The following is a 25,567-nucleotide window of genomic DNA, read 5'->3' as shown; positions in this document are numbered from 1 at the left end:
ACAGCGCCCAGCCTTCGCCATACGCGGAGATATAGGCGCGGCGGAAGGCCGGGCGGCCCTTCTGCTCCAGCGCGACCGGCATCTGGAATGCGTGGCCCGGCGCCGACTCGTGCAGTGTCAGCGCCGGCAGGCTATACAGCGCGCGCGACGGCAGGTTGTAGGTGTTCACCAAATAGACGCCCGGCCAGCCCCGGCCCGAGGTGTAATACGGCGCTATGTCGTCCGGCACCGGCGTGATGGCAAAGCGGCGCCGCGGCAAATAGCCGAAGTACTGGCCGGCCTTTGCGTCGAACTTCTTGGCGATGAAGGCGGCGCGCATCAGCAGTTCTTCCGCCGTCTTGGCGTAGAAGCGCGGGTCGCTGCGCAGGAATTGCAGGAAGGCCGGGAAGTCGCCGCTAAAGCCGGTCTGGCGGATCGCCACTTGCATCTCGGCGCGGATCTTGGCCATTTCGGACAGGCCGATCTGGTGGATGCGGTCCGCGTCCATGTTGGTGGTGGTGAATTCGACGATCTTCGACTGGTAGTACGCTTTCCCGTCCGGCAGGCTCTCGGCGGCCAGCGCTTCGCTGGCGCGCGGCACGTATTCGTTGCGCATGAACTTGAGCAGCTCGGCGTGCGCCGGTATCACCGCTTCGCGGATCGCCTGCAGGCCGGCCTCGCGCAATGCGCGCTGCTCGTCGGCGGAAATGGTCGACGGCATCGACTTGAACGGCAGGTAGAACACGGTGTCCTGCGGGCTGGCCGCTTCGGTCACCGAGCTCAGCGAGATGTCGCGCCCCGTCAGCGTGACCTTCGGCGGCGTGAAGCCGCGCTGCAGGCCGCTGCGCATATTGGCGACCTGCTCGCGGAAGTAGCGCGGCACGTCGTTCAGTTGCGCGATGAATTTGCGGTAATCGGCGGCGCTGCCAAGCGGCTTGCGCGCGACGCTGGCCGTGCTCGACCAGAACGAGCTGTCGGCGTTGAGCGGCTTTTCGTATTCGCGGAATTGCTGGCTGCTGGCCAGCGCCTGGATCTGCGCCCGGTACACGGCGTAGTTGATGCGCTCCTCTGCCGACAGGCGCGCCGGCGCGATGCCGGCCAGCCGTTGCAGCACGCCGCTCCAGTACTGCAGCCGCGCAAGTTGCGTGACCGGGTCGATCTTGGGCAGTTCGGCGCGGATCGGGTTGTCATCATCCTCGCCGTCTTCCAGGCGCTGCGTCAGGCGCCATTTCCATTCCTGCGTGTAGATCTCTTTAAAACGCTCGTCCGCGGTGGCCGCATGCGACGGCGCACTAGCGGCCAACAGCAGGTATGCGCCAAGCAGCGCAGCACTCAGCTTTTCCATTGATTTTTCCTTGCGATGGGGAGGTAGTGTCTTGCTCCGCGCTTTCCTAAAGCAGTCGGCTGACGTCGGGACGCGTTGCCAACGCCTGTTGCACGATGAGCGCGACGCGTTCGCGTTCGGCGCCTTGCAGCGGCTGGCGCGGGCGGCGTACGTTCTCGTTGCCGACGCCGACCAGGAATTCGACCAGCTTCAGGTTTTGTACGAGCTTGTTGGAGACATCGAGGTGCATCAGCGGCATGAACCATTGATACAGCTTGAGCGCTTCATCCCAGCGCTTGGCCTGCATCAGCTTATACAGGGTGACGGTTTCTTTGGGGAATGCGACGACCAGGCCGGCCAGCAAGCCGTCGGCGCCCACTGCCAGGCCTTCGAACGAGAGGTCATCAACGCCCATAAACAGCTGGTAGCGATAGCCCACCGCGTTGCGCAAGTCAGTGATGCGGCGGATGTTCTCGGTCGACTCCTTGATTGCGACGATCCATTCGCAGTCGGCCAGGTCTTTGAAATCGTCCGGCGTCAGATCGACTTTATACGAGACCGGATTATTGTAGACCATGATTGGCAACTGGGCTGCTTGTGCAATCGTGCGCAGATTGTCCTTGGCCTCGCGCGCATCGGCCGCATACAGTACCGACGGCATGACCATGAAGCCTTGCACGCCCATCGCGCGCGCCTGCTCGGCGAAACGGCAGGCGTTCGCAGTGCGCGTCTCGCTGACGTTGACGAGCACCGGCACCCGCCCGTTGGCGACGTCGAGCGCGGTGCGTGTCACGGCCAGCTTTTCGTCGAACGACAGGGTGCTCGCTTCGCCCAGCGAACCGCAGGTGAGTAAGCCGTGCACGCCGTTTTCGATCTGGAACTCGAAATGCCGTTCCATCTCGGCGTGATCGAGGTCCTCGTTCGGTTTAAACTTGGTCGTTACTGCAGGGAATACCCCTGCCCATTTTGCTGCGGTCATGCTGTTCTCCTTGAAGGTGAAACGGACAGAACTCGGATGCTTTATGAAGTAATGATGCTGTCGATGCGCGCCGGCGACAGCGGCACGCGCACGGAATCGGGGCGCCAGTCGTAGAGGAAATCGGTGGCGCCGCCGCAGATGCGGCCCTGGCACGGCCCCATCCCGCAGCGTGTGTGCAGCTTGGCGCTGCGCCAGTTGCTGTGCTGCCGCAGCTCGCCGTGGCAGACGTCTTCGCAGCGGCAGACGCTGGTGTCGGCATCGGCCAAGCCGCGCAATTCGGAACGCAATGCAAACGCCCGCGCGAGCCGGCCCGCAAATTTTTGCCAGCGGGCGCGTTCGGCGAAATGCCGCTGCGCCAGGCTGTGCTGGCCGACCGCGGCGAGGCCGGCGATGCGATGGCGCCATGCCCGCACATGCCCAGATAGCCGACATTGTTGAAGAAGATGACGCCAGCAGCACAGTCGGGCGCGTGCGGCGGGCACAATAGCGCGCCGACCATCGCCTCCGATCCGCGCGGCTCGCACGCGATGGCGGTGCGAAAACGGTCATGCTGGCGGCGCAAGATCTCGAGGCGCTCAGACAAGGGGCCGTTACCAAGCGCCGGGCCGCCGTCGGTGACGAGGCGGGTCGGCTTGCCGCCGGTATGGGAATCGGAATCGATGATGGTGATTGATTGCATGCCCAAAGCTTAACCGGATGGCGCGCCGCCGTCTTGCTCGGGCAGCGCGTCTTTGATGACGAAATAGGCATAGTCGCGGGCGCGGCGGCACTCGCGCCGATGTTGTACCCGGATGTCGCGCATGTGGGAAAATAAGTGCCGGGATCAACCAGACCGGCACAATTGAGGCCACGAAGAAAGGCAATCAGCGGGCGCTGTTCGGCGCGCAGCCAGTCCGGAAGGTGCTGGACCAGCCGCGACAGGGGCACGCTGTGCGCCGCGCGCCCGCTCCATTCCGGCGCGCCGCCGGCAGCATGTTCGTAACTCTCGCGCACGTCGATCAGCATGGCGTTCGGATGGGTGAGCAGCAAGCGCACGAGCGCGTCCGCTTCGAGGTGCATTATGCTGTCCATCGGCGGCAGCAGCGGCCGGGCGAGACGTGGCTGCAGCGCCAGCAGTTCGGCCAGCGGGCCGCCCGCATGCCCCTCCGCGCCGGGCGTGGTGCAGGCCAGCGTGCCGGCATCCAGCGCGCCGCACAGGATGGTGTCGCGGTCGACCAGCGCCGCCAGCCGCTGCACGGCCCCGCGCAGTTGCGCCACCGGCTGCGCACGGCCGCTGTATCCGGGAATCGGGCCTGGCCGGTGAACTGAGCCGCGCGACGGCGTCCGACCACTACACGTCGCCGGCCACCAACGGCTCGCGCCCCGGCGTGTACTGGGCGGTGGTGAACGATCCGAAGGAATACAGCACCACCGAAATGACCACCCTGTTCCTGCATGAGGGTCAGCCTGGCCACCACTTCCACATCGCGCTGATGCAGGAACTGAACCTGCCGAACTTCCGCAAATTCGGCGGCAACAACGCCTTCACCGAAGGGCTGGGCAATGCACGCGGGAACGCTGGGCTAGGAGATGGGGCTGTACGAGAAACCGGACGACTATTTCGGGCACCTGAACCAACGAGATGCTGCGCGCGGTGCGGCTGGTGGTCGACACCGGCATGCACGCTCAGGGCTGGACGCGCGAGCAGTCGATCCAGTACATGCGCGATACGCTCGGCTATACCGAGCAGCTGGCGAAGAACCAGACTTAACGCTGCATGGCGCGGCCGGCGCAGGCGCTCGGGTACAAGATCGGTGCGCTGAGGATCGCCGAGCTGCGGGCACGTGCGAGCGCGGCGCTGGGGCCGAAATTGAGCCTGCCGAAGTTCCACGAGATCGTGCTGGGGGAAGGCACGCTGCCGCTGTCGCTGCTCGAAGCGAAACTCGATCGTTGGATCGCCGCGTCGAAGTAATCATCAATCCGCGTGGGGTCGGCATGTATGCCGACGAGCCCTCCAACGGCGTATCGGCGTGGGCACGCGCCCACCCTACGGACAGGTAGAGTGGGCACGGCTTGCCGTGCCCACGCGGACAATCAAAACACCGAGAATACCGGATAGCGGCGCCACTCCGGTTCCGCATACCGTTTGCAGTTGGCGAAGATGAAGTCGAGCACCGCGTCCTGGTCTTTCAGCAGCGCCGGATTGGCCGCCTTCCACGCATCGAACTTGACCTTCAGCTCAGGCTCGTCGCGCAGCAGCTCCATCGCGTGGTCTTCGAACACGTAATCCGAATATGCTTCCTTTTTCTCCAGCACGCTGTTGAAGAAACCCCAGCGGAAGAAGCTGTCGTGCCCTTCCGGCTCCAGCGTTTCGATCGCGTAGCGCGCGTTGTCCTGGTCCAGCGGAATCCAGTAATCGCCGGCGCGCAGCTTCACCTGCGCGCTGCGCTTCTCCAGCTTCACTTCGTCGTGGAACATGTGGCCTTCGTACGCGTTCGCGCGCGAGCACACCGATGCGACGTGGTAGTACTGCACCTCCTGCATCCGATCAGCCTCGATCCGCTCCATCTTCACGCCATTCCATTCGAGCCGTTCGATCGCCTCGCGCCACTCTTGCGGCACCACGTACGCGCGCGGCGCGTTCACCACCACATCGGCCGGGAACCGGTTGTAGTAGGCGATATCGCGTTCCCACGGTGCGCTGCGATCGTACGACAGGCGCGTGTAGTCGCCCAGCAGGCTTGGGCTGTAGCGTGCCGCATAACCCTTGAAGCGGAAGGTCGACGGCCGGCTCTCGTCCATCGCCCAGTGCACCGGCCACTCGCGCGCGCGCTTGCCCTGCTCGCGCGCCTCGCGCCGCAGCGCCTGGATCTGCGCGGCGTGCGCGACGGTGAAGTCGAGCGCCGTTTCGACCAGCGCGCGCATCGATGCGTAGCGGTCGGCGAACGGTTTGAGCATGTGCGTCTCGGGCATGAAGCCGATAGTGTGGTGCAGCGCCGCGTAGCCGGTCGAGAAGCGCGGCGTTTCGAGGAAGTCGGCGATGCCGTGATCCGGGCTGTCCTTCACCGGATTGACGTACGGGCAGGTCGGCCAGCCGCGCCGCTCCATCTCGCCGAACATATGCGGCAACATGGTATCGCGCAGGAAGTCGCCCAGCCCGCCGCCAAGCTTGTCGGCCTGGGTGTGAATCAGCGTCATCGTGTACGTGTAGTCGGCGCCGTTCGAAGTATGGGTGTCGACCATCACGTCCGGGTCCCACTCGGTGAACAGGCGGTTGAATGCCTGCGCGGTCAGCGTGTCGCATTTGACGAAGTCGCGATTCAGGTCGAGGTGGCGGCTGTTGCCGCGAAAGCCGAACTGCTCCGGACCGTCCTGGTTCACGCGCGAAGTGTTGGCGCGATTCAGGCTGCCGTCGACGTTGTACAGTGGGACGAACAGGAACACGGTCTTGCCGAGCGCCGCCAGGCGCGTCGGCTCGAGGCAGAAGTCGCGCACCAGCGCCATGCAGGCATCGACGCCTTCCGGTTCGCCCGGATGGATGCCGTTGTTGTTGAAAAAGACGGGGCGCCCTTCGCGCTTGACCTGCGCGCGGTCGAACACGCCGTCGGCGCTCACCACGCCGGCGTAAATCGGGACGCCCGCATCCGAGGTGCCGATCACCTCGAAGCTCAGGATCGCGGGAAAGCGGCGTGCGAGGTCCTGGTACCAGGCGCTGCATTCGGCCAGGGTCGTGGTCTGGTTCTGGTTGCCCAGTTCATAGGGCGTGCGGAGTTCGTTCAGCATGTTGGATATGGAATGAGGTTGTACGAATGACTCTACGATACACTGGTTAAGCGCGCCGGCCCGGACGGCGAGGCGTCAGGCTTGCGCCAGTTCGCCGTCGCGCACGCGCCACAGGCCCAGCGGGTTGTCGTCCTGCAGGGCTGCCGGCAGCAGGTAGGCCGGCAGGTCCTGATAACTGACCGGACGCAGGAAACGGTCGATCGCGCCGGCGCCGACCGACGTGCTGCGGCTGTCGGAAGTGGCCGGGAACGGCCCGCCATGCACCATCGCATGCGACACTTCCACCCCGGTCGGGAAGCCATTGATAAGGATGCGGCCAGCCTTGCGTTCGAGCACGGGCAGCAGGGCCAGCGCGGCGTCGCGGTCGTTCTCGGTCAGAAACATGGTGGCGGTCAGTTGGCCGTCGAGGTGTTCGGCGATCTGGCTGAACTGGCCGATGTCGCTGCAGCTGACGATCAGCGATGCGGCGCCGAAAATCTCGTCTTCGAGTGCCGGATTGGCGAGGAAGTTGGCGGCGTCGGTCATGAACAGCGCCGCCTGGCCTGCGCTGGCGCTGGTGCCGTTCTGGCCGCGCGCCAGCAGTGTCACGCCGGCCGCCTTGCCGAGCTTTTCGACGCCGTCGTTGAAGGCCGCGTGGATGCCGGGCGTCAGCATGGTGGTGCCGGTCTTGCCCTGCAGTGCGGTCGCGGCGGCGTCGCGAAACTTGTTGAGCGCGTTCCCTTCAACGGCAATCACTAGGCCTGGATTGGTGCAGAACTGGCCGGAGCCGAGCGTCAGCGAGTCGACGAACCCGCTGCCGATCTTGCCTGCGCCTTGGGCCAGCGCGTCTGGCAGCATGAACATCGGGTTGATGCTGCTCATTTCCGCATACACAGGGATCGGTTCGGCGCGCTGGGCCGCGGCGCGCACCAGCGCCATGCCGCCCTGGCGCGAGCCGGTGAAGCCGACCGCCTTGATCGCCGGATGCGTGACCAGGGCCTGGCCGACGGTGCGTCCGTCGCCATGCAGCATCGAAAATACGCCTTCCGGCAGGCCGCTGCTGGCCACTGCGGCCTGGACTGCGCGGCCGACCAGTTCTGAGGTGCCGGGGTGGGCGCCGTGCGCCTTGACGACAACCGGGCAGCCTCCCGCAAGCGCGGAGGCGGTATCGCCGCCCGCCACCGAGAACGCGAGCGGGAAATTGCTGGCGCCGAACACGACGACCGGCCCCAGACCGATCTTGCGCAGGCGCAGGTCAGGGCGTGGCGGGGTGCGCTCGGGCAGGGCGGAATCGAGCGCGGTGCCGAGCCAGCGGCCGTCGCGCACTACCTTGGCGAACAGGCGCAGCTGGCCGACTGCGCGGCCGCGCTCGCCTTCGAGACGGGCTTGCGGCAGGCCGGATTCCTGCATCGCGCGCTCGATCAGCACGGGGCCGAGGTCGAGGATATTTTGGGCGATCTGTTCGAGGAATTCTGCGCGCTGCTCCAGCGAGGTGTCGCGGTAGGTGTCGAAGGCCTGCTGCGCGAGTGCGCATGCGCGGCTGACGTCATTCAAGTTGGCAGCGCCGAACGCTGGCAACAATTCCCGACCGGTAGACGGGTCGATGGCGCGGAATTCTGACGCCGTGCCGTGTTGCACGGTAGCGCCAATCAGCAGGTCGCCGTTAATAGTGATGGTCAAAATAAATCTCCTTGTGCAGATGTGGTGACGGCTCGGAATCAACTGATCGCCGTTGTAACGGTAGGATGCCTCGAACACACTGCCGATAATGCTTTCCTGGCGCCACAGCGCATGCTCGGCCAGCTTGCCGTCGGCCGCCAGGCAAGCCAGCTTGGCGCTGGTGCCGGTGCCGCAGGGCGAACGGTCGTATGCCCTGGCACAGCACGAAATTCTGGCTGTCGGCAGCGGCCGTGCGGGATGGCGCGAACAGTTCAATATGGTCGATCGCCGCGCCGCCCGTGCCGGTGATCCCGGCTTGTTCGAGGGCGTTGCGCAGGCGTACCGAGAAGCTCGTCAGCGCCTCGATATTGGTGGCGCGCAGCTCGAGGCCGTGACCTGCCGTCAGAAAGAACCAGTTGCCGCCCCAAGCGACATCACCCGTCACCGGGCCGTATCCCGCCACCTCGACAGTCACGTTGTGCAGGGTTCGATACGCGACGACGTTATCGACCGTCACGCTGCCGTCAGGATGAAGCTCGGCCTCGACCACCCCGACCGGGGTGTCGATCCGGTGCCGGCCGGCGCCGATACGGCCGAGATAAGCGAGCGAGGCAATCAGGCCGATGGTGCCATGGCCGCACATGCCCAGATAGCCGACATTGTTGAAGAAGATGACGCCAGCAGCACAGTCGGGCGCGTGCGGCGGGCACAATAGCGCGCCGACCATCGCCTCCGATCCGCGCGGCTCGCACGCGATGGCGGTGCGAAAACGGTCATGCTGGCGGCGCAAGATCTCGAGGCGCTCGGACAAGGGGCCGTTTCCAAGCGCCGGGCCGCCGTCGGTGACGAGGCGGGTCGGCTTGCCGCCGGTATGGGAATCGATGATGGTGATTGATTGCATGCCCAAAGCTTAACCGGATGGCGCGCCGCCGTCTTGCTCGGGCAGCGCGTCTTTGATGACGAAATAGGCATAGTCGCGGGCGCGGCGGCACTCGCGCCGATGTTGTACCCGGATGTCGCGCATGTGGGAAAATAAGTGCCGGGATCAACCAGACCAGCACAATTGAGGCCATATGAATATTGCAGTCAGCCCGGCATCGGAGACAGACGGCGGCAGCGCGCGCGACGCGCTCAGCGATCGCATTGGCAACGCCTTTTCGCCGAACCCTTGTTCGACGCCGTGCCCGACGTCGTGTTTTTCGTGAAGGATGCGCACGGCCGCTCTATGTGGTGGTGAACCAGACGCTGGTCAAGCGCTGCGGCGTCAGGGACAAGGCGGCGCTGGATTGGACGCACGCCGGTCGAGGTGTTCGCGCATCCATTCGGCCAGACTTATCTGGCACAGGACAGGGCGGTATTGGCGGGTGGTGCGGAAATTGGCGATCAGCTTGAGCTGCATCTCTACCCGAACCGCGACCCGCGCTGGTGCCTGACGCGCAAGATCGCGCTGCGCGACCCCGAATATGCAGGTCTGGAAAAGTAATCAAAAACCGTGGCCATTTGACGAGGTCCTGAAATTTGCAAGCGACTTCCGCCACACAAAATTCCTGACAATCCCGGCCAAGTTCCCGCGAGCCACCAGCGCTCTCGTCAACTTTGTCGCGCCGGGAAAAGAAGCCGCCCATGCGCGTACAGGTGATTTATTTCCGAGATACGCATCCCGCGGATGCAGAAGAGCGAGATCAGCCAGCGCAGACAGAAATAATGCTCGCGCTCCCTCGAGGTCAGGCGGGGAAGGGCATCGATGGTCGCCTTAATCTTCGGCGAGATGCCGGAGTCGGGGTAACGGGGCACCTGCGGCGCCGCCCTGCGCTTGCGCTCACGCGACAGGGACAACTGGGTGCAAGGATCATGCATTCGAGAGCGGCGATTGCCAAGAATTGCTCATCACCAGGGATCTGAGTTGGCATTTTTGAGGAGCGCGGCTGCATTTGGATGGCGGGTTAACTCGACATTATAGCGATAATGTCATGCTTCATTCCCGTGATTTCTATGTCGTCCTATCCGCTGTTGCGTCGGTTGAGGTGGGGCAAAGAGGTGGTGCTCCAACGGCCTGCAAAGCCGTTTAGACGGGTTCGATTCCCGTCCTCGCCTCCAGTGATTCAAATACTTAGCTCTTATAGTCAAAACGGCTTTGCCTCGATCATTCCAACGAACGCACCGCCATGCTGCCGAACGGCGTCACAACTACGACTGGCACCGGCGAACACCATGGCATCGCCGAGCAGGCGCCTGTGACCCGGCTCAAATCAAGCTGCAAGACTTCGTGTAGCTTCACAACTAGGCTTCCACAGCGGACAACGCGGAAACTAGTTCGGCCGTAGTCAGTATTTCGTTCGCATACGTCGGACCATTGATCTCGTGCGCCGCATGCAGGCCTTCGTCAGTGAATGCGGCGGTCGCGTCGCGCACCAGCGTGACGTGATAACCCAGCTCGGAAGCGAAGCGTCCCGTCGATTCGATGCAGGTATTCGCGACCAAGCCAATCAAAATGACATGGGTTATCTGCCGCTGCTTAAGCAGGAAGTCCAGGTCGGTGTTTGCGAAGCCGCTGCTTTGCCAATGTTCCTTGACGATGATGTCGCCCGGCTGCGGCGCGAACTCGGGAAACCATTCGCCACCCCAGCCTCCTTTTTCGAACATCAGGACCTTTGCACTGCCAGCCAGATAGGGTGACGGATGAGCGAATCCGGCCAGATCTCCCGGCGCGAACCTGTGATGCGGGACGATAAAAATCTGCGCGCCGGCAGTACGCGCGCTCACCACAGCCTCGCGCAGATTTTGATGGAGATGGGCGGCGTTGGCTGTATTGGCGACGCGCGGCCACAATTTGCCGCCATCGGCAAGAAAGTCATTGTAGGGATCGACGAACAGTAAGGCGGTGCGGCCTTTTGGATACGATTTGGTGGTCATGTCGGCCTCGATATTTAGGTTGGTGGCGCCTGCTTCGCTCTGATTGCGGCGGATCAGGATTTGGCGAACGCCAAGAAATCGGCGTTGAATTTTTCTTTGTGGGTATCGGTCAGGCCGTGCGGCGCGCCGGGATAGGTGATCAGCTTGGCGTGCTTGACGATCTTGGCCGAGGCGCGGCCGGCGGCGTCGATTGGCACGATCTGGTCGTCCTCGCCGTGGATGATCAGGGTCGGTTTGTCGAATTTTTTCAAGTCTTCGCGAAAGTCGGTTTCCGAGAACGCCTTGATCGATTCGTAGGTGTTCTTGTGGCCGCCCATCATGCCCTGCATCCACCATGACTGGATGATTCCTTGCGATGGCTTGGCGCCTGGGCGGTTGAAGTTGTAGAACGGGCCGGACGCGATATCCAGGTAGAGTTGCGCGCGATTGGCACGGGATCCGGCGCGGATACCGTCGAAAACCTCGATCGGCAAACCGCCCGGGTTGGTGTCGGTCTTCAGCATCAGCGGCGGAACAGCCGAGATCAGGCCCAGCTTGGCAATGCGCTTGGTGCCATGGCGACCCACATAGCGTGCCACTTCGCCGCCGCCGGTAGAGAAGCCCGCCAAGATTATGTTCTTCAGGTCCAGTGTATCAATCAACTGCGCCAGATCGTCAGCGTAATGGTCCATATCATTGCCGTCCCAGGGCTGGCTCGAGCGACCGTGACCACGACGATCGTGGGTGATGACGCGGAAACCGTTACTAGCAAATTCAAACGCCAAGGATTCCCAGCTGTCCGCGGTCAGGGGCCATCCATGGCTCAACACTACGGGTTGGCCGCGTCCCCAATCCTTGTAGTAAATTTGTACGCCGTCTTTGGTTGTTATCGTGTTCACGGTTATCCTCGCAGTTTGCTTGCTGGAAGTGACCTGCGCTGCCGATGCCGTGCTACCCGCCAATGGAAGACTGACGGCAGCCGCAACGCCTGCACCGCTTAGCATCGCCGAGCGGCGCGACATGTTCACTTTCTGTACCATATGTAGCTCCCATTCAGGTAAAAGGTGGATGCCTGAATCCATACTAAATGCGGCCCCGATATAACACGAGTAATTCTTTGTTAATTGATATAAAAGCGAGCCCCAACGCGCGCTAGTACCGACGCCGTAGCGCGCGCCGGTATGCGACATGGTGTGAGCCAAGGTGAATTTGTTACGCCGATGTCAGCGGTGGCACGTGGTACCGTGCAAGGGATCGGTTTGGGATTTTCCAGTCCAGTCCGTTACGTCGGTCGCCTATCTGGCGGTCGGCTTCTTCGCCGAGTCCGTCTAGATCTTGGCGGGGTTTCGGCGTACAAAGTGAGCGGCGGTCCCGTCGCAAAAGGAGAGTCATGATGTTGAAATCTGACATGGCAGACCTGTTTCCGCCGAGCGATAGGGCCGACGATCCGGCGCCAACGACCGTCGATATCGAAAGCCGACGGCATCAGATGTTTCCCGTGTTGGGTAATGATGATATCCAGCGCCTGGTTCGCTTCGGCACGCGCCGCCAGTGGGCCGATGGCGAACTGATATTCCAGGCCGGGCAGAGCTCACTCGGCATGCTCACAGTGGTGTCGGGGCGCGTCGCCCTCAGTCGTTGCGACGGACTCGGCAACAGTGCGCCGATCACGGAAATCGGCCCCGGGGAGTTTAGTGCCGAAGTGGCCCAACTGTCTGGCCGGCCCGCGTTGGTGAATGGGCACGCGGTTGGCGACGTCGATCTCCTTGTCATCGATCCCGAAGCGCTGCGGGCGCTGGTCGTGACCGAGGCCGATTTAGGCGAGCGCATCATGCGCGCGCTGATCCTGCGCCGCGTTGGCCTGATCGATGGCAGCGCCGGCGGGCCGATCCTGGTTGGGGCGCCAGGCAACGCCGCCATGTTTCGACTGCAAAGTTTCTTGTCGCGTAACGGCCATCCGCACTCTCTGCGCGACCCGGAAACCGATGCGCAGGCCGTCGCCCTGGTCGCCCGTTACCAACCTCGGCCTGAGGAGTGGCCCCTGGTGGTCTGCCCCGATGGCTCGATCCGGAAAAATCCGTCGCTGCTCGAACTCGGACGCTGCTTGGGCATGTTGCCGGATCTGAGCACTAATACGCTGTTTGACCTACTGGTCGTCGGCGCCGGTCCGGCCGGCTTGGCGACCGCGGTATATGCAGCATCCGAAGGTCTGTCGGTGCTTGTCGTCGAGCAGTATGCGTACGGTGGCCAAGCCGGGGCCAGCGCCAGGATCGAAAATTATCTTGGTTTCCCCACCGGGATATCCGGCCGCGCGCTGGCGGGCCGCTCGTATATGCAGGCGCAGAAATTCGGTGCTGAGATCGCCATTCCCGCGACGGCGGCACGCCTGTGGTGCGAGCAATCGCCGTTCCGGCTGACGCTGAGTGATGACACCGCTTTGCGTGCGCGCACCGTCGTCTTGGCATGCGGCGCACGCTATCGGCGGCCGGCCTGGGACCAGTTGAGCCTGTACGAGGGGCGCGGGGTATATTACTGGGCCTCGCCGCTCGAGGCGAAACTATGCCGGGGCGCGGAGGTCGTCGTCGTCGGTGGTGGCAACTCGGCCGGACAGGCGGCGGTTTTCCTGTCCGGCCACGCGTCGCGCGTCCACATCGTTATCCGTGGCGCGACGCTGGCCGCCAGCATGTCGAGTTACCTCGTAGAACGAATCGCCGCAACCACGAATATTCTCTTGCACACTCACACCGAGATCATCGCGCTCGAAGGCGATGCGAGCGGGCTTTCCGGCGTGCAGTGGAGAAATCGGGCCACGGGCATGGAAGAACAGCGTGCGATGCGTTGGGTTTTTCTGTTTGTGGGGGCCGACTCAAATACCGAGTGGCTGCGCGACTGCGGCGTGGCGGTGGACAATGATGGCTTTGTGCTCACCGGTCCCGACGTGCAAGGCCATGCGGGGCCAATTGCGCGCTCGTCTCTAGAAACGAGCGTGCCGGGCATTTTTGCGATTGGAGATGTGCGGGCGGGCTCAACCAAGCGGGTGGCAGCCGCGGTGGGCGAGGGTGCTGCTGTTGTCGCCCAGGTTCATACGTACTTGGCGACGCTGACGCCGCAGCGCTGACCAGGCGCCACAAGAGGCGCGCCCGCATCGCCCCGCAGGGCGAGACGGTGCGGGCAGGCAGCGACATCAAGTGGTGCTTTGTAGGCAGAGCGCGATGCCTTGTCCGCCGCCGATGCACAGCGACACTACTCCCTTGGTTTCGCCGCGCCGCTGCATGGCGTGGGCAAGCTTGGTGATCAGAATTGCGCCGCTCGCGCCGATCGGGTGGCCATGCGCGATCGCGCCGCCGTCGACGTTGAAGCGCACGTCATCGATCTTGAGTTCCTGCTGGACGATCAGGGCAATTGCCGCAAACGCTTCGTTGACCTCAAACCGATCAACTTCATTGACTTGCCAGTCCGCTCGTTGCAGAGCAGCGCGTATCGCTGGGATCGGACCGAGTCCGAACATTCCTGGTTCGACGCCGGAGACCGCAACACTCTTGATGGTGAGCATAGGCTGTAAGCCAAATTCGGCCGCAGTCGCGCGGCTGCACACGATCATTGCTGCCGCGCCCGCATTGACGCCTGTGGCATTGCCCGCAGTGATGCTGCCGTCCGGCCGAAACGCTGGCTTCAAGCGCGATAGCGAGTCCACCGTAGTGTCGGGTCGAACGGATTCATCCGAAGAAAAGATAATGTTGCCCTTCTTGGACTGCAAGGTGAGAGGCTCGATCTCGTTGGTGAAATGGCCTGCCTGTTGCGCGGCAGCAAAGCGTTGCTGGCTGCGAGCAGCAAATGCATCCTGCTCTGCGCGGCTCACCTTGTATTGAGTGGCTAGATCCTCTGTATGCCAGCCGGAATGTTTGCCGGAGAACGCATCGTTCAAGCCATCGCGCAGTAAGGCGTCGATGCACGTAGCGTCGCCCATCCGGCTTCCGGCGCGCATCGATGGCAGCAGGTAAAGGCGCGCGTTCCATGTTTTCCATTCCACCAGCGATCACACAACGCGAAACCCCGGCGCGAATCTCGGCATAGGCCGTCAGCACCGCCTGCGCGCCGGAGCCGCAAACGCGGTTTACCGTCATCGCAGGCGTTGAGACCGGCAGACCTCCATTGATTGCAGCCTGGCGCGCGGCATTCATGCCGGCACCGGCCTGCACTACGTTTCCGAAAATAACCGAATCAATTCTGTCCGGGGCCAAGCCGGATCGGCGCAACGTCGCTGCAATAGCGTGCGCGCCCAAATCGCTGCTTGGTGTGTCTTTCAAGGTTCCGCCGAACGTGCCAATTGCAGTCCGGACCGGGGAGCAGATGACAATGTCGTCTTCCATTATATTTCCAATCATAAAAATTTACGGCAAAGGCCGTGAAGCAAGCGCGGCCCGGTTCGGCCCTGTGCGGACAAGTTTTTCGGCACAAGGGATTTAAAGATACTCCTTGTTCAAACGGACGGCCCTGCATCAGCAGATACGCGGCCGCTGCGACAACAGCGCAACTGGCGAGGACAGGCACCAACGCCATGCGCCACTTGAAGCGACGAAGAAGGCAGGACTAGGTCGCGCGCACAATGTGCTCTCGCACGACGCTGAGGAATTGTTCGGACAGCTCGTCACCGTTGGTGGCGCGCGCCAGCAGCAGCGCGCCGACCATCGCCGACAGTTGAACGATCGCCGCGTCGCGGCGTTCGTTGGAATGGTCAGCCATCGACAGCGCACCAATCTGGTCCAACAATCCCTTCACACCGTCGATATATGCGGCGCGCAGAGGCGATTCGGCCGGCTCGCGCGAAATATCCGAAGCAAATGCAGTCGCGGCGCAGCCATCGCCTAGGTTGTCACGCCTTTCGATCGACAGGTAGCCGTCCACCAGCGAACGCAGGGCCGCGGGACGATCCGGCGCTTGTCCGATCCGTGCCCCGATCCGCGCCCTGGACTGATCGAACGCCTTTTGGCACGCGACCTTGGCGAGCGCATCTTTCGACTCGAAATGCCTATAAAAGCCACCATGGGTGAGTCCTGCCGCCGACATGAGCTCATTGACAGTCACCGCCTTGAAGCCCTGTTCGCGGAACAGGCGCGCCGATGCGCCTTCAATCACATCATGGTTTTTGCTGGCCTGCTCTTTTGATACCCGAGGCATGGTGCTTCCTTTGTTGGACTTATGCCCCAATAATAGATGATAACCATCATCAATGCAAGATGGCGGCGGGATTTTGATTGGCGCCACCGTGGTGCATGCATGACGGATGCAGCGCAGCCATTTATTTCGATTTACAAGGATTAACTTACTGCGGACAGGGGCTCACCCTAAAATGAAATGTAGGTTTTCGCCGGGTACAGCGCGCTACACGCTGAAAACAACTGACATCAACCGATCTGAGGTGCCGCATGCACAAGCTGTCCCAAACCCTCTCCAAACTGGCACTCGCCTTGATCTTGCTGTCTTTCGTTGCTGGGGCATCGGCCGGCAAGGACTGCCTCAACAGCATGGCCGCTGATACGACGCCGACATTTCAAAGCGTTGTGATGCGCGCCAGCGATGGCGTGTGCCTTCGAACTTTCATGTGGCGCCCGGATCGGGAGCCGATCCGTGGCGTGTTGGTGATTACGCACGGCATCCGGGACCATGCGCTTCGCTACGATGGGTTTGCGCGCCTGCTTTCAGCTCAGGGCTATGCTGTGTTTGCCCAGGACCTGCGTGGCCATGCCCATTCCGGCGGCGAACGCCAGCGCTTCGATTCGATGCAGCAAATGGTCGCCGACGCCGACCTGGTCGTGTCCAGTGCGCGCCAGCAGTATCCGTCCCTGCCGTTGTTCCTGTACGGGCATAGTCTCGGTGGTTTGATCACGGCGGAATACACCATCGCACATTCGGAACACCTGCGCGGCGTCGTTCTAAGCGGCGCGGCGTTGATGCGTCCTCAAAGCGTCGGCGCGGTCAGTGTCTTTTTCGCCCGCCTGGTGGCGTCGCTTGCACCTGGTTTCCGCGCTGTCGCCGTGGACGACCATGAATTTTCTCGAGATCCGGTAGTGATGAGCGCGCTCGCGGCGGACCCGCTAATCAGCCGCGACAAGTTACCGGCAATTACAGCGGTGGCATCGGTGGACGGCATGCAAGATGTGCAACAGAAGTCGGCGGCGATCAGGGTGCCGATCCTTATCATGTATGGCACTACCGACAAAGTGAATCCTATCGCCGGCAGCCAAGCGCTCATGGCGAGTGTCGGCAGCACCGACAAGACGCTCAAACCCTATGAGGGGCTTTACCACGACCTGCTCCACGAGCCGGAACACCAATTGGTTGCGGCCGATGTGATCGCATGGCTGAACGCGCACCGGTAACTCGGCCGGGCGTCAACGGACTTTTAGGAGCCGATATGAAAACGATATTGATCATTGGCGCAATCGTGGGCGGTGCCACCCTTGCCAGCGCGGCGTCGGCCAGTGCCGAACTGGCCAAGGCGAAAAACTGCATGGGGTGCCACTCGATGACCACCAAGCTCGTCGGACCGGTGTTCAAGGATATCGCGAACAAATATGCTGGGCAGGACGCTGAGAACAAGATCGCGCAAAAAATTCTCAAGGGAGGCGTTGGGGCCTGGGGCAGCGTACCCATGCCGCCCAGTCCTCAGCTGAGTGACGCGGAAGCGCATCTGTTGGCAAATTGGATTCTTTCGCAGAAATGATGCAATGGCTACGCCTCCTATCTCGCTGAACTGGATGCCCCACTGTCCCTATATGCCGCCGACGTCAGCCACCTGATACTGAAGACCAGGCATCTTGGATGCCTCTGTCGATCTTTTCCGCGCTGTTGAACGCGGCTGCGTGAACGCCCCATAAACCAGCCTTCCTACGCTTCGCCATAGCACTTGCGGTTATCCACTTACCTTTATCGTATCTTTTATGAAGGAGTTCGCCATGTCCCCCCCACTTTCACCTTTCGGAATTTTCCACACCGCCATCAGCCTGGTTGCCGTTGCAGCCGGTGTCCTTGCCTTCGTGCGCGATGGCCGCATCGATTTCTCCAACCGCGCCGGCCAGACCTACGTCTGGATGACGATTCTGAGCTGCCTTACGGGATTTTTCATATTTGCTCACGGCGGTTTTGGCAAACCCCATGCCCTCGGCATCATAACGCTAGCTACGCTGGCGGTGGCCGCACTGGCGCGCTGGAGTGGCCTGTTTGGCCGCGCGGCGCTGTCCGTTGAAACGGTCGCGCTTTCGCTGACCTTTTTCTTCCACATGATCCCAGCCGTCACCGAGACCTTGACGCGCCTACCATCCGGCGCTCCGCTCTTGGATAGTCCGGACTCGCCAGTACTGGTTGGAATTACCGGGGTAATGTTCGTAATTTTCCTGGCGGGCGCCACGATGCAGGTGCGCAAATTGCGCGCGCGCCGGAATGCAAGGCAGGCGCCATTCGGAACCAAAAATCACGCCTGATGGTTTGCCGGAGCTTCCACCATGAACTATACAATCAGCATCAATGGCGCCGCGCACGAGGTTGACGTGGACGGCGATACGGCACTGTTGTGGGTATTGCGGGATGTGCTCGGAATGACTGGAACCAAATTCGGCTGTGGCATGGGGCTGTGCGGAGCGTGCACCGTGCATATCAACGGCGTGGCGCAGCTTGCATGTATCACGCCAGTTGAGTCTCTCAAGAATGCAAATGTGACCACGATCGAGGCGATCGGCAACAGCCGCATCGGACGCGCCGCCCAAGCGGCGTGGCTGAAGCTCGATGTAGTCCAGTGCGGTTACTGCCAGCCAGGTCAGTTGATGTCGGCGACAGCGCTGCTGGCGGCAAATGCAAGGCCGACCGACGCTGACATCGATGCGGCAATGGCGGGCAATATCTGCCGCTGCGGCACCTACGATCGCATTCGGACTGGCATCAAGGCGGCGGCCGAAGCCATCGGTCCGATCAGGAAGGGAGCATGACATGAAAATCGTCGATCGCCACCGGCCCGTGCAATCGCGCCGCCGGTTTCTGCGGGGGAGCCTGGCCGCCGGGGGCGGATTGCTGCTGGGGTTTCACTTTTCGGTGTCGGCACAAGACGCTCCAGCGGGGAAGGTGTTTAAACCGGACGCCTTCATTCGTATTGCGCCGAACGGGACAGTGACGCTGATTATGCCGTTTGTCGAAATGGGGCAAGGGGTCTACACGGCGATACCGATGCTTATTGCGGAGGAACTGGAGGTGCCGCTCGCTTCGGTGCGCCTTGAACATGCGCCGCCGGACGACACGCTTTACGCCAATGCGGTGTTCGGACAGCAGGTCACCGGCGGGTCGACCTCGATCCGGGCCGCCTGGGAGCCGATGCGACGCGCCGGCGCGGCGGCGCGCATGATGCTGATCGAGGCAGCGGCGCGCGGGTGGGGGGTGGTGCCAGCGAGCTGTATGGCTAAGGCGGGCATCGTATATCATGCACCAAGCGGCAGGAAAGCCCGGTATGGTGCGCTTGCCGATGCCGCTGGGCGCCTGCCGGTCCCGGCGCCCGGCCAGCGTCAAGCTAAGACCCCGTATCAATTTACCCTGATTGGAACTTCGGTCCCCGTCCGATAACGTCGAAAAAGTCACGGGCGCGCGCAATTCGGAATCGATGCGCGTCCGGCACACCTGAGATTTGCGGCACTCGCCATATGCCCGGTGTTCGGCGGCCGACTGGCCAAAGTTGACGGGAGCAAGGCTCTCGGAGTCGCAGGGGTGCGCCAGATAGTTCAGCTGGACGATGCCGTGGCGGTGGTGGCCGATCACCTTGGCGCCGCCCGCAAGGGCCTGGCGCTGCTTCGCCTGGAATGGAATAATGGGGCCAATGCCGCCGTCAATTCCGCCGATATCGTGCGCAGCATGGTCGCCGCTTCGGCAATGCCTGGCGCGACAGCTTCATCTGTGGGCGATACGACGCGCGAGCTTGCCGCAGCGGCCAAGCGGTACGAGGCCGTCTATGAAGTTCCCTTCCTGGCCCACGCAACGATGGAGCCGATGAACTGCACCGTGCACCTCCAAGACGGACACTGCGAGATCTGGACCGGCACCCAAGTCGCAACGCGCGCGCGCGCTGCCGCGGCGCATACGGCCGGCGTGGCGATCGAACGCGTGACCTTGCATAACCATCTGCTCGGTGGCGGGTTCGGCCGCCGCCTCGAGGTGGACGGCATCGTGCGTGCGGTGCAGGTGGCACGCCAGGTCAGCGGTCCGGTGAGTGTCGTCTGGAGCCGGGAGGAGGACATTCAACACGATATGTACCGGCCCTATTTCTACCACCGCATCGGCGCCGGCGTTGACGCGCAAGGGTCTCCGTCCGCCTGGCATCACCGCGTCACCGGATCTTCGATCCTGGCGCGCTGGGCTCCACCGGCGTTCAAGGATGGGGTCGATGGCGACGCGATTGACGGCGCGGCGAACCTGCCATATGCCATGCCGAACAAACTGGTCGAATACGTCAGGCATGAGCCACCGGGCATCCCGACCGCTTTCTGGCGCGGGGTGGGCCCGACCCACAACGTGTTCGTGGTGGAAAGCTTCATCGACGAGCTGTCTGCCGCCGCCGGCCGCGACCCGGTTGCCTATCGGACCGCGTTGCTGGAGAAATCTCCGCGCGCCGCTGCAGTGCTGGCTCTGGCGGCCCGGGCTTCGGACTGGGGCAGCGCCATGCCGAAAGGCAGTGGGCGCGGCGTGTCTCTGCAGTCGGTTTTCGGTACGCACATGGCGCAAGTGGCCGAAGTGAGCGTCGGTACCGGCGGTGAGGTACGCGTCACGCGCGTGGTGTGTGCGATCGACTGTGGAATCGTGGTCAATCCGGATACGGTCCGCGCTCAGGCGGTCAGCGGCATCATCTTCGGCTTGTCGGGCGCGTTATACGGCGAAATCACGCTCAAGGAAGGCCGTGTCGAGCAGTCGAACTTTCACGACTATCGCGTGATCCGCATGAACGAAATTCCGCGCATCGAGGTTCACATCGTCAAGAGCGCAGAGCCGCCCGGCGGCATGGGAGAACCCGGCACGTCCGCGCTGGCGCCAGCCCTGACCAACGCGATTTTCGCTGCGACCGGAAAACGTTTGCGGCGCCTGCCAGTCGGCAACCAACTTTCCGTATAGGCGCGTGTTATAGATTGCGGTACGGACTTCAGTGAAGCCCCTTATCGATGCACAACAAAAGAGAAATCGATGAAAACACTAAACGCTGTCTGCGCGCCCAATCAAAGCGTGGAGTCGAACTGCTGTATGCGCAGCATGCATTGAACGGCCGACATTCGCCAACACGATCCTCACTGACGTCCAGCTGCTCGAGTAGGCCTTCGCGCGTCGTCGTTCGGCTTGGGGTAATATTTAGGTTGCCATGAGCGACCCTAATTCCAGTTCCGCCGACTCCTACCTGTTCGGGCCTTTTTGCCTTACGCCGGTGCACCGCAGCCTCGCTGCGCACGGCAACAGGGTTGCGCTAAACGACCGATCTTTCGACGCGCTCCTTTGCCTGCTGGAGCGGGCAGGCGAGGTTGTCCCAGTAAAGGACCTACTCGCGCGCGTGTGGCCAAACGCCTCAGTCGACGAGTCAAATTTGCGGGTATGTATGTCTGCGCTGCGCAAGGCATTGCGTGTTGACACCACTGGCGCCGATTACATCCAGAATGTCGTCGGTAGGGGGTACTGTTTTGTCGGCCGGGTGGCTCACCCTCGCGGCCGGAGCGCTTCGGCTGACCGGCAGCATAGTGCAGGAATGGTCGGCCGCGCGTCACTAGTGGCACTGGTGCGGGCGGACTTGCAGGAACGCCGGCTGGTCTCGCTAGTCGGACCCGGCGGCATCGGCAAGACCACGCTGGCGCGCGCTGTCGTCCAAATGGCAGACCCGGGATTACCAGTTCACTTTGTCGACTTGGCAAGCCTGGACGCCCCCTCCTTGCTTCCATCCGCGCTGGTTGCCGAGTTTCGCCTTCCAATTCTTCACGCAAATCCAATGGCGGCACTGCTGGCCCACTTGCGCACGCAGAAGGTGCTGATCGTGCTTGACAGCTGCGAGCGCTTGACCGAAGCGCTGGGGCCATTGGTCGAAAAGATCCTTCACGCGACGTTCGAGGTCCGAATTCTTGCCACCAGCCGTGAGCCGTTGCGGGCGGAGGTTGAGCGCGTGCACCGACTGCCGCCGCTGGAAGTTCCTTCTGCCGAGAGCAAGCTTACGTCCTCCGCGATGCTGTCCTACTCGGCGGTTCAGTTATTTGTCGAGCGTGCCGGCGCGGTTGACGGCAGCTTTGCATTCTCTGACTCGAATGCTGCCTCGGTTGGTGCGATCTGCCGAAGGCTGGACGGGATTCCGCTGGCGCTCGAACTGGCCGCGGCGCGCATCGAGCATTTTGGCGTGGCTGGCGTCGAAGCACGCCTGACAGACCGTTTCGGCCTGCTCACGCGTGGTAAGCGGACCGCGCTACGGCGCCACCAGACTTTGCGTGCGACGCTGGACTGGAGCTACGAGACCCTGCCGCCGGAAGAGCAGAAGTTGTTGATCGCCGTAGCGATCTTCAATGGACGTTTCACGCTTGACGACGCGAGTGCGATCTCGGTACGCGATGCGTCGGGTTGCTTCGATCTGCACGGAACGCTTGAAAGACTGCTGGAAAAATCACTACTGTCGGCCGGATCCGGATCTGGGTCCGCCGGATCCACCTACCTATTGCTCGACACCACGCGCGCATACTGCAGGGAGAAATTGCAGCTCAGTGGCAATTACGCAGAATGCGCGCGTTCCCACGCAGCACTTTGCCGCGCGTGCCTCGAGCAGGCGCGCGTTGACCTGGGGAGCCTTTCGAGATCGGACTGGCTGAACAGGTACGCCGCAGCTATCGTCGAGATTCGCGCCGCGCTCGAATGGGCGTTCGGCGGGAACGGCGATGTCGAAATGGGGGCCGGGATCACAATCGCCTCGGCGCCGTTGTGGCACCAGTTGGCCATGCTGGCGGAATACCGGACCTGGCTGGCGCGCGCGCTTGACGTCACAGACGCGGTGCTGCAGGCGCGGCAAGCCCTCCAATTGACCCTGGAACTCGGCCATGCGCTGATGCATTCTGGCGGCATCCTGCAACATCGCGATTGCGCAGCAGTGTTCGAAACCGCCCTCGAACTGGCAGAGCAGACGGGGGATCGGGCCGACATCCTTCGCGCGCTGTGGGGGGCATTCGTGGATCGTATGTATTGCGGCGACTATCGACGCGGCTTGCAGTTTGCCGAACGCTATGGGGAGTCCCACTCAGTGGCGGGACCATCTGAGGTAGCGCACTCGTGCCTGATGGCGCTTGCATTTCACTATAACGGGGAGCATGCCCAGGTCGGCGCCCATGTCGACAGGGTGCTGGCCGCGCGGGTTTCCGAGCGCCGCAGCGTGCTTCATTCCAACTTTCAAATCGACCAGCGCGTCTTGATGCTGGCATTGCGTGCGCGTACCGAGTGGATGCAAGGAAACAGTGTCGCTGCTTTGCATTTGGCCGACGCATGCATTGAAGAGGCACTCGAAGTAGGGCACGGTATTTCGACTGGCTATGCGCTTGCGGTCACGGCCTCAATTGCCTTGTGGGCCGGCGATTTGCGCGCGGCGCGGCGCTATATCGACCTGCTCGGCGAAACGGCGCGCGCGTCATCACTGCCCAACTCGGGGTTCTGGCGTTTGTGTCTCGATACGGCGCTTGGATTGCGTACCGGAGACGTTGCCGAGGGTCCGGAAGTGCTTGGTGCGCTGCTCGCAAATCCCATGTGCGGTCCTCTGCACATCGATGTGCTCGGCACGCTCGACCGGCGGCTGGTGTCGCCGCTAGCGATAGCGCGCGCCGAGAATGGCTTCGCAGGAGCCAGTACGCCCGAGATTTTGCGGTTGCACGGCGAGAACATCCTGCTGCGTGCCAGTCCTGGCGGCATGGCCGACGCCGAGGCATCGTTCCGTTTGGCTATTGCATGCGCCCGCACCCAAACGGCACTGGCATGGGAGGTACGCGCCAGCCTCAGCTTGGCGCGATTACTGATTGCACAGCGCCGCGGAGCCGAGGCAGGCGAGCTCCTCGGCCAATTGTGCGGACGCGGCGACGCCATCGGTGACAATACAGATTTGGCCGAGATCCATCGCTTGATGAACTCCGTGCCAAGTTGATTGCAGCTTATGCAGGTGCGTCGAGGTAGACGCCGCGGATGTCGGAGAGTCCTTTTTTTACAGCGCGCGTTAGGTCATCGGCAAGTACTTCCTCCTGCCCGTCTTCGATTGCCGCCAAGGCAAGCCGCACCACGTCAGCCGGTGCTTCTTTCGGTGCATCGACGCCGCTGGTCATCTCGGTTTCCATGAAGCCTACGTGCAGGCCGACAACCTGGGTCCCTTGTGCGCGCAGGGACATTCGCAAGGCGTTGGTCATCGACCATGTAGCGGCTTTTGAAATCGAATAGGTTGCCGCACCTGGGAGGGTAATCCAGCTCAGGACGGACAGGACGTTAAGTATGGCCCCGCCTCCATTTTTGGCGAGCACTGGCGCGAATGCCTGGCTCATCGCCAAGGTGCCGAACAGATTGGTTTCGAGTTCGGCACGAGCCATATCGGCAGCCTCAGGTCCCATCAAATCACCACCGCGCGCGATACCGGCATTATTAATCAGGAGCGTTAAATCGGAGCAATTTTTCGCCGCTTCCGCTACCTGGTCCGGCGCGGTGATGTCCAGGCGAATTGGCACCACTCCTGGAATATCGATGCTGGCCGGGTCGCGCGCGCCAGCATACACCTTACGGGCGCCTGCGGCCAGCACCGCCAATGCCCAAGCCTTCCCCAGCCCTCGGTTGGCTCCTGTGATCAGTACGACGGAATCTTTGATATTCATGGCAAATCCCCCTTGTCCTGGTTGCGAAGGTCACCCAAGCATTGTAGAAACAGGGGAGGACGCTGGATAGTTAATCGTTGTAAACCGTCGGTCTCGCCGATCACAATAATGCGTCTTGAAACGACTCGCGCATGTAGGCAATGAACAGCCGTAAGCGGGCAGGGGTGAACTGGCGCGAAATTCTGACCGCGTATAAGCCGAAGGGATCGGGATTGTATGCCGTCAGCACCTCGCGCAGGCGGCCATCGGCAAGGGCTTGCGCTACGACGAATCTAGGCAGCAGCACGATTCCCATTCCCTGGATTGCGCATTCGGCGAGCACCTCGGCATTATTTGCCGACAGGGGGCCGTTGATCTGTGGTGTATGACCGGTGCCGTCGAAGGCAACGCTCCATTCCTCGCGAACGCTCAACAAGCTGTAATGCAGGCAGCTATGTCCCTGCAGGTCCACCGGGTGCTGTGGTTCGCCTTTTTCCATCAGGTAGGCCGGCGCCGCACAAAACAGCCGCGCCACTGTGCCGATTCGCGTGGCCACCAGCGAAGAGTCGCGCAAAGACCCGATCCGGATCGCTACGTCAATCCCTTCGGCCTGCAAGTCGGTGTAGCGATCCTCGAGCAGCAGTTCGATCTTCAAGTCTGGATGGCGCCGCATGAAGGCCGGCAACAAGGGAGCCATGCGCGCGATTCCGAAGCTGAGCGGGACCGCTACCCGCAGCAGTCCGGTCACGCTTTCGCGACCCACCCGCACGCGCTCTTCGGCTGCTCCAAGCAACTGAAAAACGCTTTGCAGGTCCTCGTAGAAGCGCCGGCCTGCTTCCGTCAGGTCGCTCCGGCGTGTGGTCCGACTGATCAGCTGGGTATCGAGCGCACGCTCTAGCGTTGCCACGTGGCGGCTGATGGCAGCGGTGCTGGCGCCCAGTTGTTCGGCCGCGCGCACAAAGCTTCCGCATTCGACCACGGTGATAAAGCTGCGCAGGCTTACCAAATCATATTGTGCCATTTTTCGAAATTATCTTTCTCATTTGAGCTGATTTATCTCGCAAGGGTAAACAGTTATTCTGCCTCTCACAGGTTGCCAGCCACATCGGCTTGGCGCCTCAAAATTAT

At 62.3% G+C, this 25,567-nt stretch carries 17 protein-coding genes, 1 tRNA gene and 7 pseudogenes; 12 read left to right on the top strand and 13 right to left on the bottom strand.

Annotated features, from left to right (window positions below):
* From D3872_RS25125 to D3872_RS26900, 4 genes and pseudogenes are all read right to left on the bottom strand, one after another.
* Nucleotides 1–1,324 (bottom strand): DUF885 domain-containing protein (locus D3872_RS25125; RefSeq protein ID WP_119813314.1); only part of this gene is annotated, 1,324 nt, incomplete at its 3' end.
* Between the two features lie 46 nt (nt 1,325–1,370).
* Nucleotides 1,371–2,282, bottom strand: a complete 912-nt coding sequence (locus tag D3872_RS25120; protein ID WP_119813313.1) for a dihydrodipicolinate synthase family protein — start codon at nt 2,280–2,282, stop codon at nt 1,371–1,373.
* 41 nt (nt 2,283–2,323) lie between these two features.
* Nucleotides 2,324–2,695 (bottom strand): bacterioferritin-associated ferredoxin, encoded by a 372-nt coding sequence (locus tag D3872_RS26905; protein ID WP_229459525.1) that lies wholly within the window; start codon nt 2,693–2,695, stop codon nt 2,324–2,326.
* A pseudogene (locus tag D3872_RS26900) lies at nt 2,677–2,961 on the bottom strand (proline racemase family protein); the annotation flags it as partial. The gene D3872_RS26905 and the pseudogene D3872_RS26900, both read right to left, overlap by 19 nt.
* A 293-nt stretch (nt 2,962–3,254) precedes the next feature.
* Here D3872_RS26900 and D3872_RS26895 point away from each other — a divergent pair.
* Nucleotides 3,255–3,590: a hypothetical protein gene (locus D3872_RS26895; RefSeq protein WP_229459523.1), complete on the top strand. Its 336-nt coding sequence runs from the start codon at nt 3,255–3,257 to the stop codon at nt 3,588–3,590.
* Nucleotides 3,575–4,233: pseudogene (locus D3872_RS25110) on the top strand (DUF885 domain-containing protein); the annotation flags it as partial. The gene D3872_RS26895 and the pseudogene D3872_RS25110, both read left to right, overlap by 16 nt.
* Nucleotides 4,234–4,355: 122 nt before the next feature.
* Here D3872_RS25110 and D3872_RS25105 read toward each other — a convergent pair.
* The 3 genes and pseudogenes from D3872_RS25105 to D3872_RS25095 form a co-directional block, all read right to left on the bottom strand.
* The gene (locus D3872_RS25105; RefSeq protein ID WP_119813311.1) at nt 4,356–6,044 is read right to left on the bottom strand and encodes a M14 family zinc carboxypeptidase; all 1,689 of its coding nucleotides are present in this window, start codon (nt 6,042–6,044) and stop codon (nt 4,356–4,358) included.
* 75 nt (nt 6,045–6,119) lie between these two features.
* A complete protein-coding gene (locus D3872_RS25100) occupies nt 6,120–7,697 on the bottom strand; it encodes an aldehyde dehydrogenase (NADP(+)) (protein WP_119813318.1) in 1,578 nt (525 codons plus the stop codon).
* A gap of 36 nt (nt 7,698–7,733) precedes the next feature.
* Nucleotides 7,734–8,583 (bottom strand): annotated as a pseudogene (locus D3872_RS25095) (proline racemase family protein); the annotation flags it as partial.
* Nucleotides 8,584–8,958: 375 nt separating this feature from the next.
* On the opposite strand from D3872_RS25095, the pseudogene D3872_RS26890 reads away from it, so the two are divergent.
* Nucleotides 8,959–9,165 (top strand): annotated as a pseudogene (locus D3872_RS26890) (PAS domain-containing protein); the annotation flags it as partial.
* Between the two features lie 535 nt (nt 9,166–9,700).
* Nucleotides 9,701–9,779, top strand: a tRNA-Cys gene (locus D3872_RS25080).
* A 183-nt stretch (nt 9,780–9,962) separates the two neighbouring features.
* Here D3872_RS25080 and D3872_RS25075 read toward each other — a convergent pair.
* Both D3872_RS25075 and D3872_RS25070 read right to left on the bottom strand, forming a co-directional pair.
* The gene (locus D3872_RS25075) at nt 9,963–10,595 is read right to left on the bottom strand and encodes a cysteine hydrolase family protein (RefSeq protein WP_119813309.1); all 633 of its coding nucleotides are present in this window, start codon (nt 10,593–10,595) and stop codon (nt 9,963–9,965) included.
* Between the two features lie 53 nt (nt 10,596–10,648).
* Nucleotides 10,649–11,614: an alpha/beta fold hydrolase gene (locus D3872_RS25070; RefSeq protein WP_119813308.1), complete on the bottom strand. Its 966-nt coding sequence runs from the start codon at nt 11,612–11,614 to the stop codon at nt 10,649–10,651.
* 353 nt (nt 11,615–11,967) lie between these two features.
* Between D3872_RS25070 and D3872_RS25065 the strand changes: the two genes are divergently transcribed.
* Nucleotides 11,968–13,692, top strand: coding sequence for an FAD-dependent oxidoreductase (locus D3872_RS25065; RefSeq protein WP_370660993.1), 1,725 nt, complete (start codon nt 11,968–11,970; stop codon nt 13,690–13,692).
* A 66-nt stretch (nt 13,693–13,758) separates the two neighbouring features.
* On the opposite strand, the pseudogene D3872_RS25060 reads toward D3872_RS25065, so the two are convergent.
* A pseudogene (locus D3872_RS25060) lies at nt 13,759–14,944 on the bottom strand (thiolase family protein).
* Between the two features lie 220 nt (nt 14,945–15,164).
* Nucleotides 15,165–15,752 (bottom strand): TetR/AcrR family transcriptional regulator, encoded by a 588-nt coding sequence (locus D3872_RS25055; RefSeq protein ID WP_119813307.1) that lies wholly within the window; start codon nt 15,750–15,752, stop codon nt 15,165–15,167.
* 248 nt (nt 15,753–16,000) lie between these two features.
* On the opposite strand from D3872_RS25055, the gene D3872_RS25050 reads away from it, so the two are divergent.
* The 7 genes and pseudogenes from D3872_RS25050 to D3872_RS25020 all read left to right on the top strand — a co-directional run bounded on the left by D3872_RS25050 (nt 16,001) and on the right by D3872_RS25020 (nt 23,748).
* Nucleotides 16,001–16,954, top strand: a complete 954-nt coding sequence (locus tag D3872_RS25050) for an alpha/beta hydrolase (protein WP_119813306.1) — start codon at nt 16,001–16,003, stop codon at nt 16,952–16,954.
* A gap of 35 nt (nt 16,955–16,989) precedes the next feature.
* Entirely contained in the window at nt 16,990–17,298 is a 309-nt protein-coding gene (locus D3872_RS25045; protein WP_119813305.1) for a c-type cytochrome, read from the top strand.
* A 232-nt stretch (nt 17,299–17,530) separates the two neighbouring features.
* A complete protein-coding gene (locus tag D3872_RS25035; protein WP_119813316.1) occupies nt 17,531–18,055 on the top strand; it encodes a hypothetical protein in 525 nt (174 codons plus the stop codon).
* A gap of 21 nt (nt 18,056–18,076) precedes the next feature.
* Nucleotides 18,077–18,556 carry a (2Fe-2S)-binding protein gene (locus D3872_RS25030; RefSeq protein ID WP_119813304.1) on the top strand — a complete coding sequence of 160 codons (480 nt, stop codon included), beginning with the start codon at nt 18,077–18,079 and terminating at the stop codon, nt 18,554–18,556.
* Between the two features lies 1 nt (nt 18,557).
* Nucleotides 18,558–20,717, top strand: a pseudogene (locus tag D3872_RS25025) (xanthine dehydrogenase family protein molybdopterin-binding subunit).
* A 241-nt stretch (nt 20,718–20,958) separates the two neighbouring features.
* Nucleotides 20,959–21,261 (top strand): annotated as a pseudogene (locus tag D3872_RS27610) (winged helix-turn-helix domain-containing protein); the annotation flags it as partial.
* Nucleotides 21,262–21,336: 75 nt separating this feature from the next.
* On the top strand, nt 21,337–23,748 hold the full coding sequence (locus tag D3872_RS25020; protein WP_229459520.1) for an ATP-binding protein: 2,412 nt from the start codon (nt 21,337–21,339) through the stop codon (nt 23,746–23,748).
* Nucleotides 23,749–23,755: 7 nt separating this feature from the next.
* On the opposite strand, the gene D3872_RS25015 is transcribed toward D3872_RS25020, so the two are convergent.
* Both D3872_RS25015 and D3872_RS25010 read right to left on the bottom strand, forming a co-directional pair.
* A complete protein-coding gene (locus tag D3872_RS25015; RefSeq protein ID WP_119813302.1) occupies nt 23,756–24,460 on the bottom strand; it encodes an SDR family oxidoreductase in 705 nt (234 codons plus the stop codon).
* A gap of 100 nt (nt 24,461–24,560) precedes the next feature.
* Entirely contained in the window at nt 24,561–25,460 is a 900-nt protein-coding gene (locus tag D3872_RS25010) for a LysR family transcriptional regulator (protein WP_119813301.1), read from the bottom strand.
* Nucleotides 25,461–25,567 lie beyond the last annotated feature (107 nt).

This window comes from Massilia cavernae (genome assembly GCF_003590855.1).
GTDB classification, from domain to species: Bacteria; Pseudomonadota; Gammaproteobacteria; order Burkholderiales; family Burkholderiaceae_D; genus Telluria_A; species Telluria_A cavernae.
This window is presented reverse-complemented; position numbering and strand designations above follow the sequence as displayed.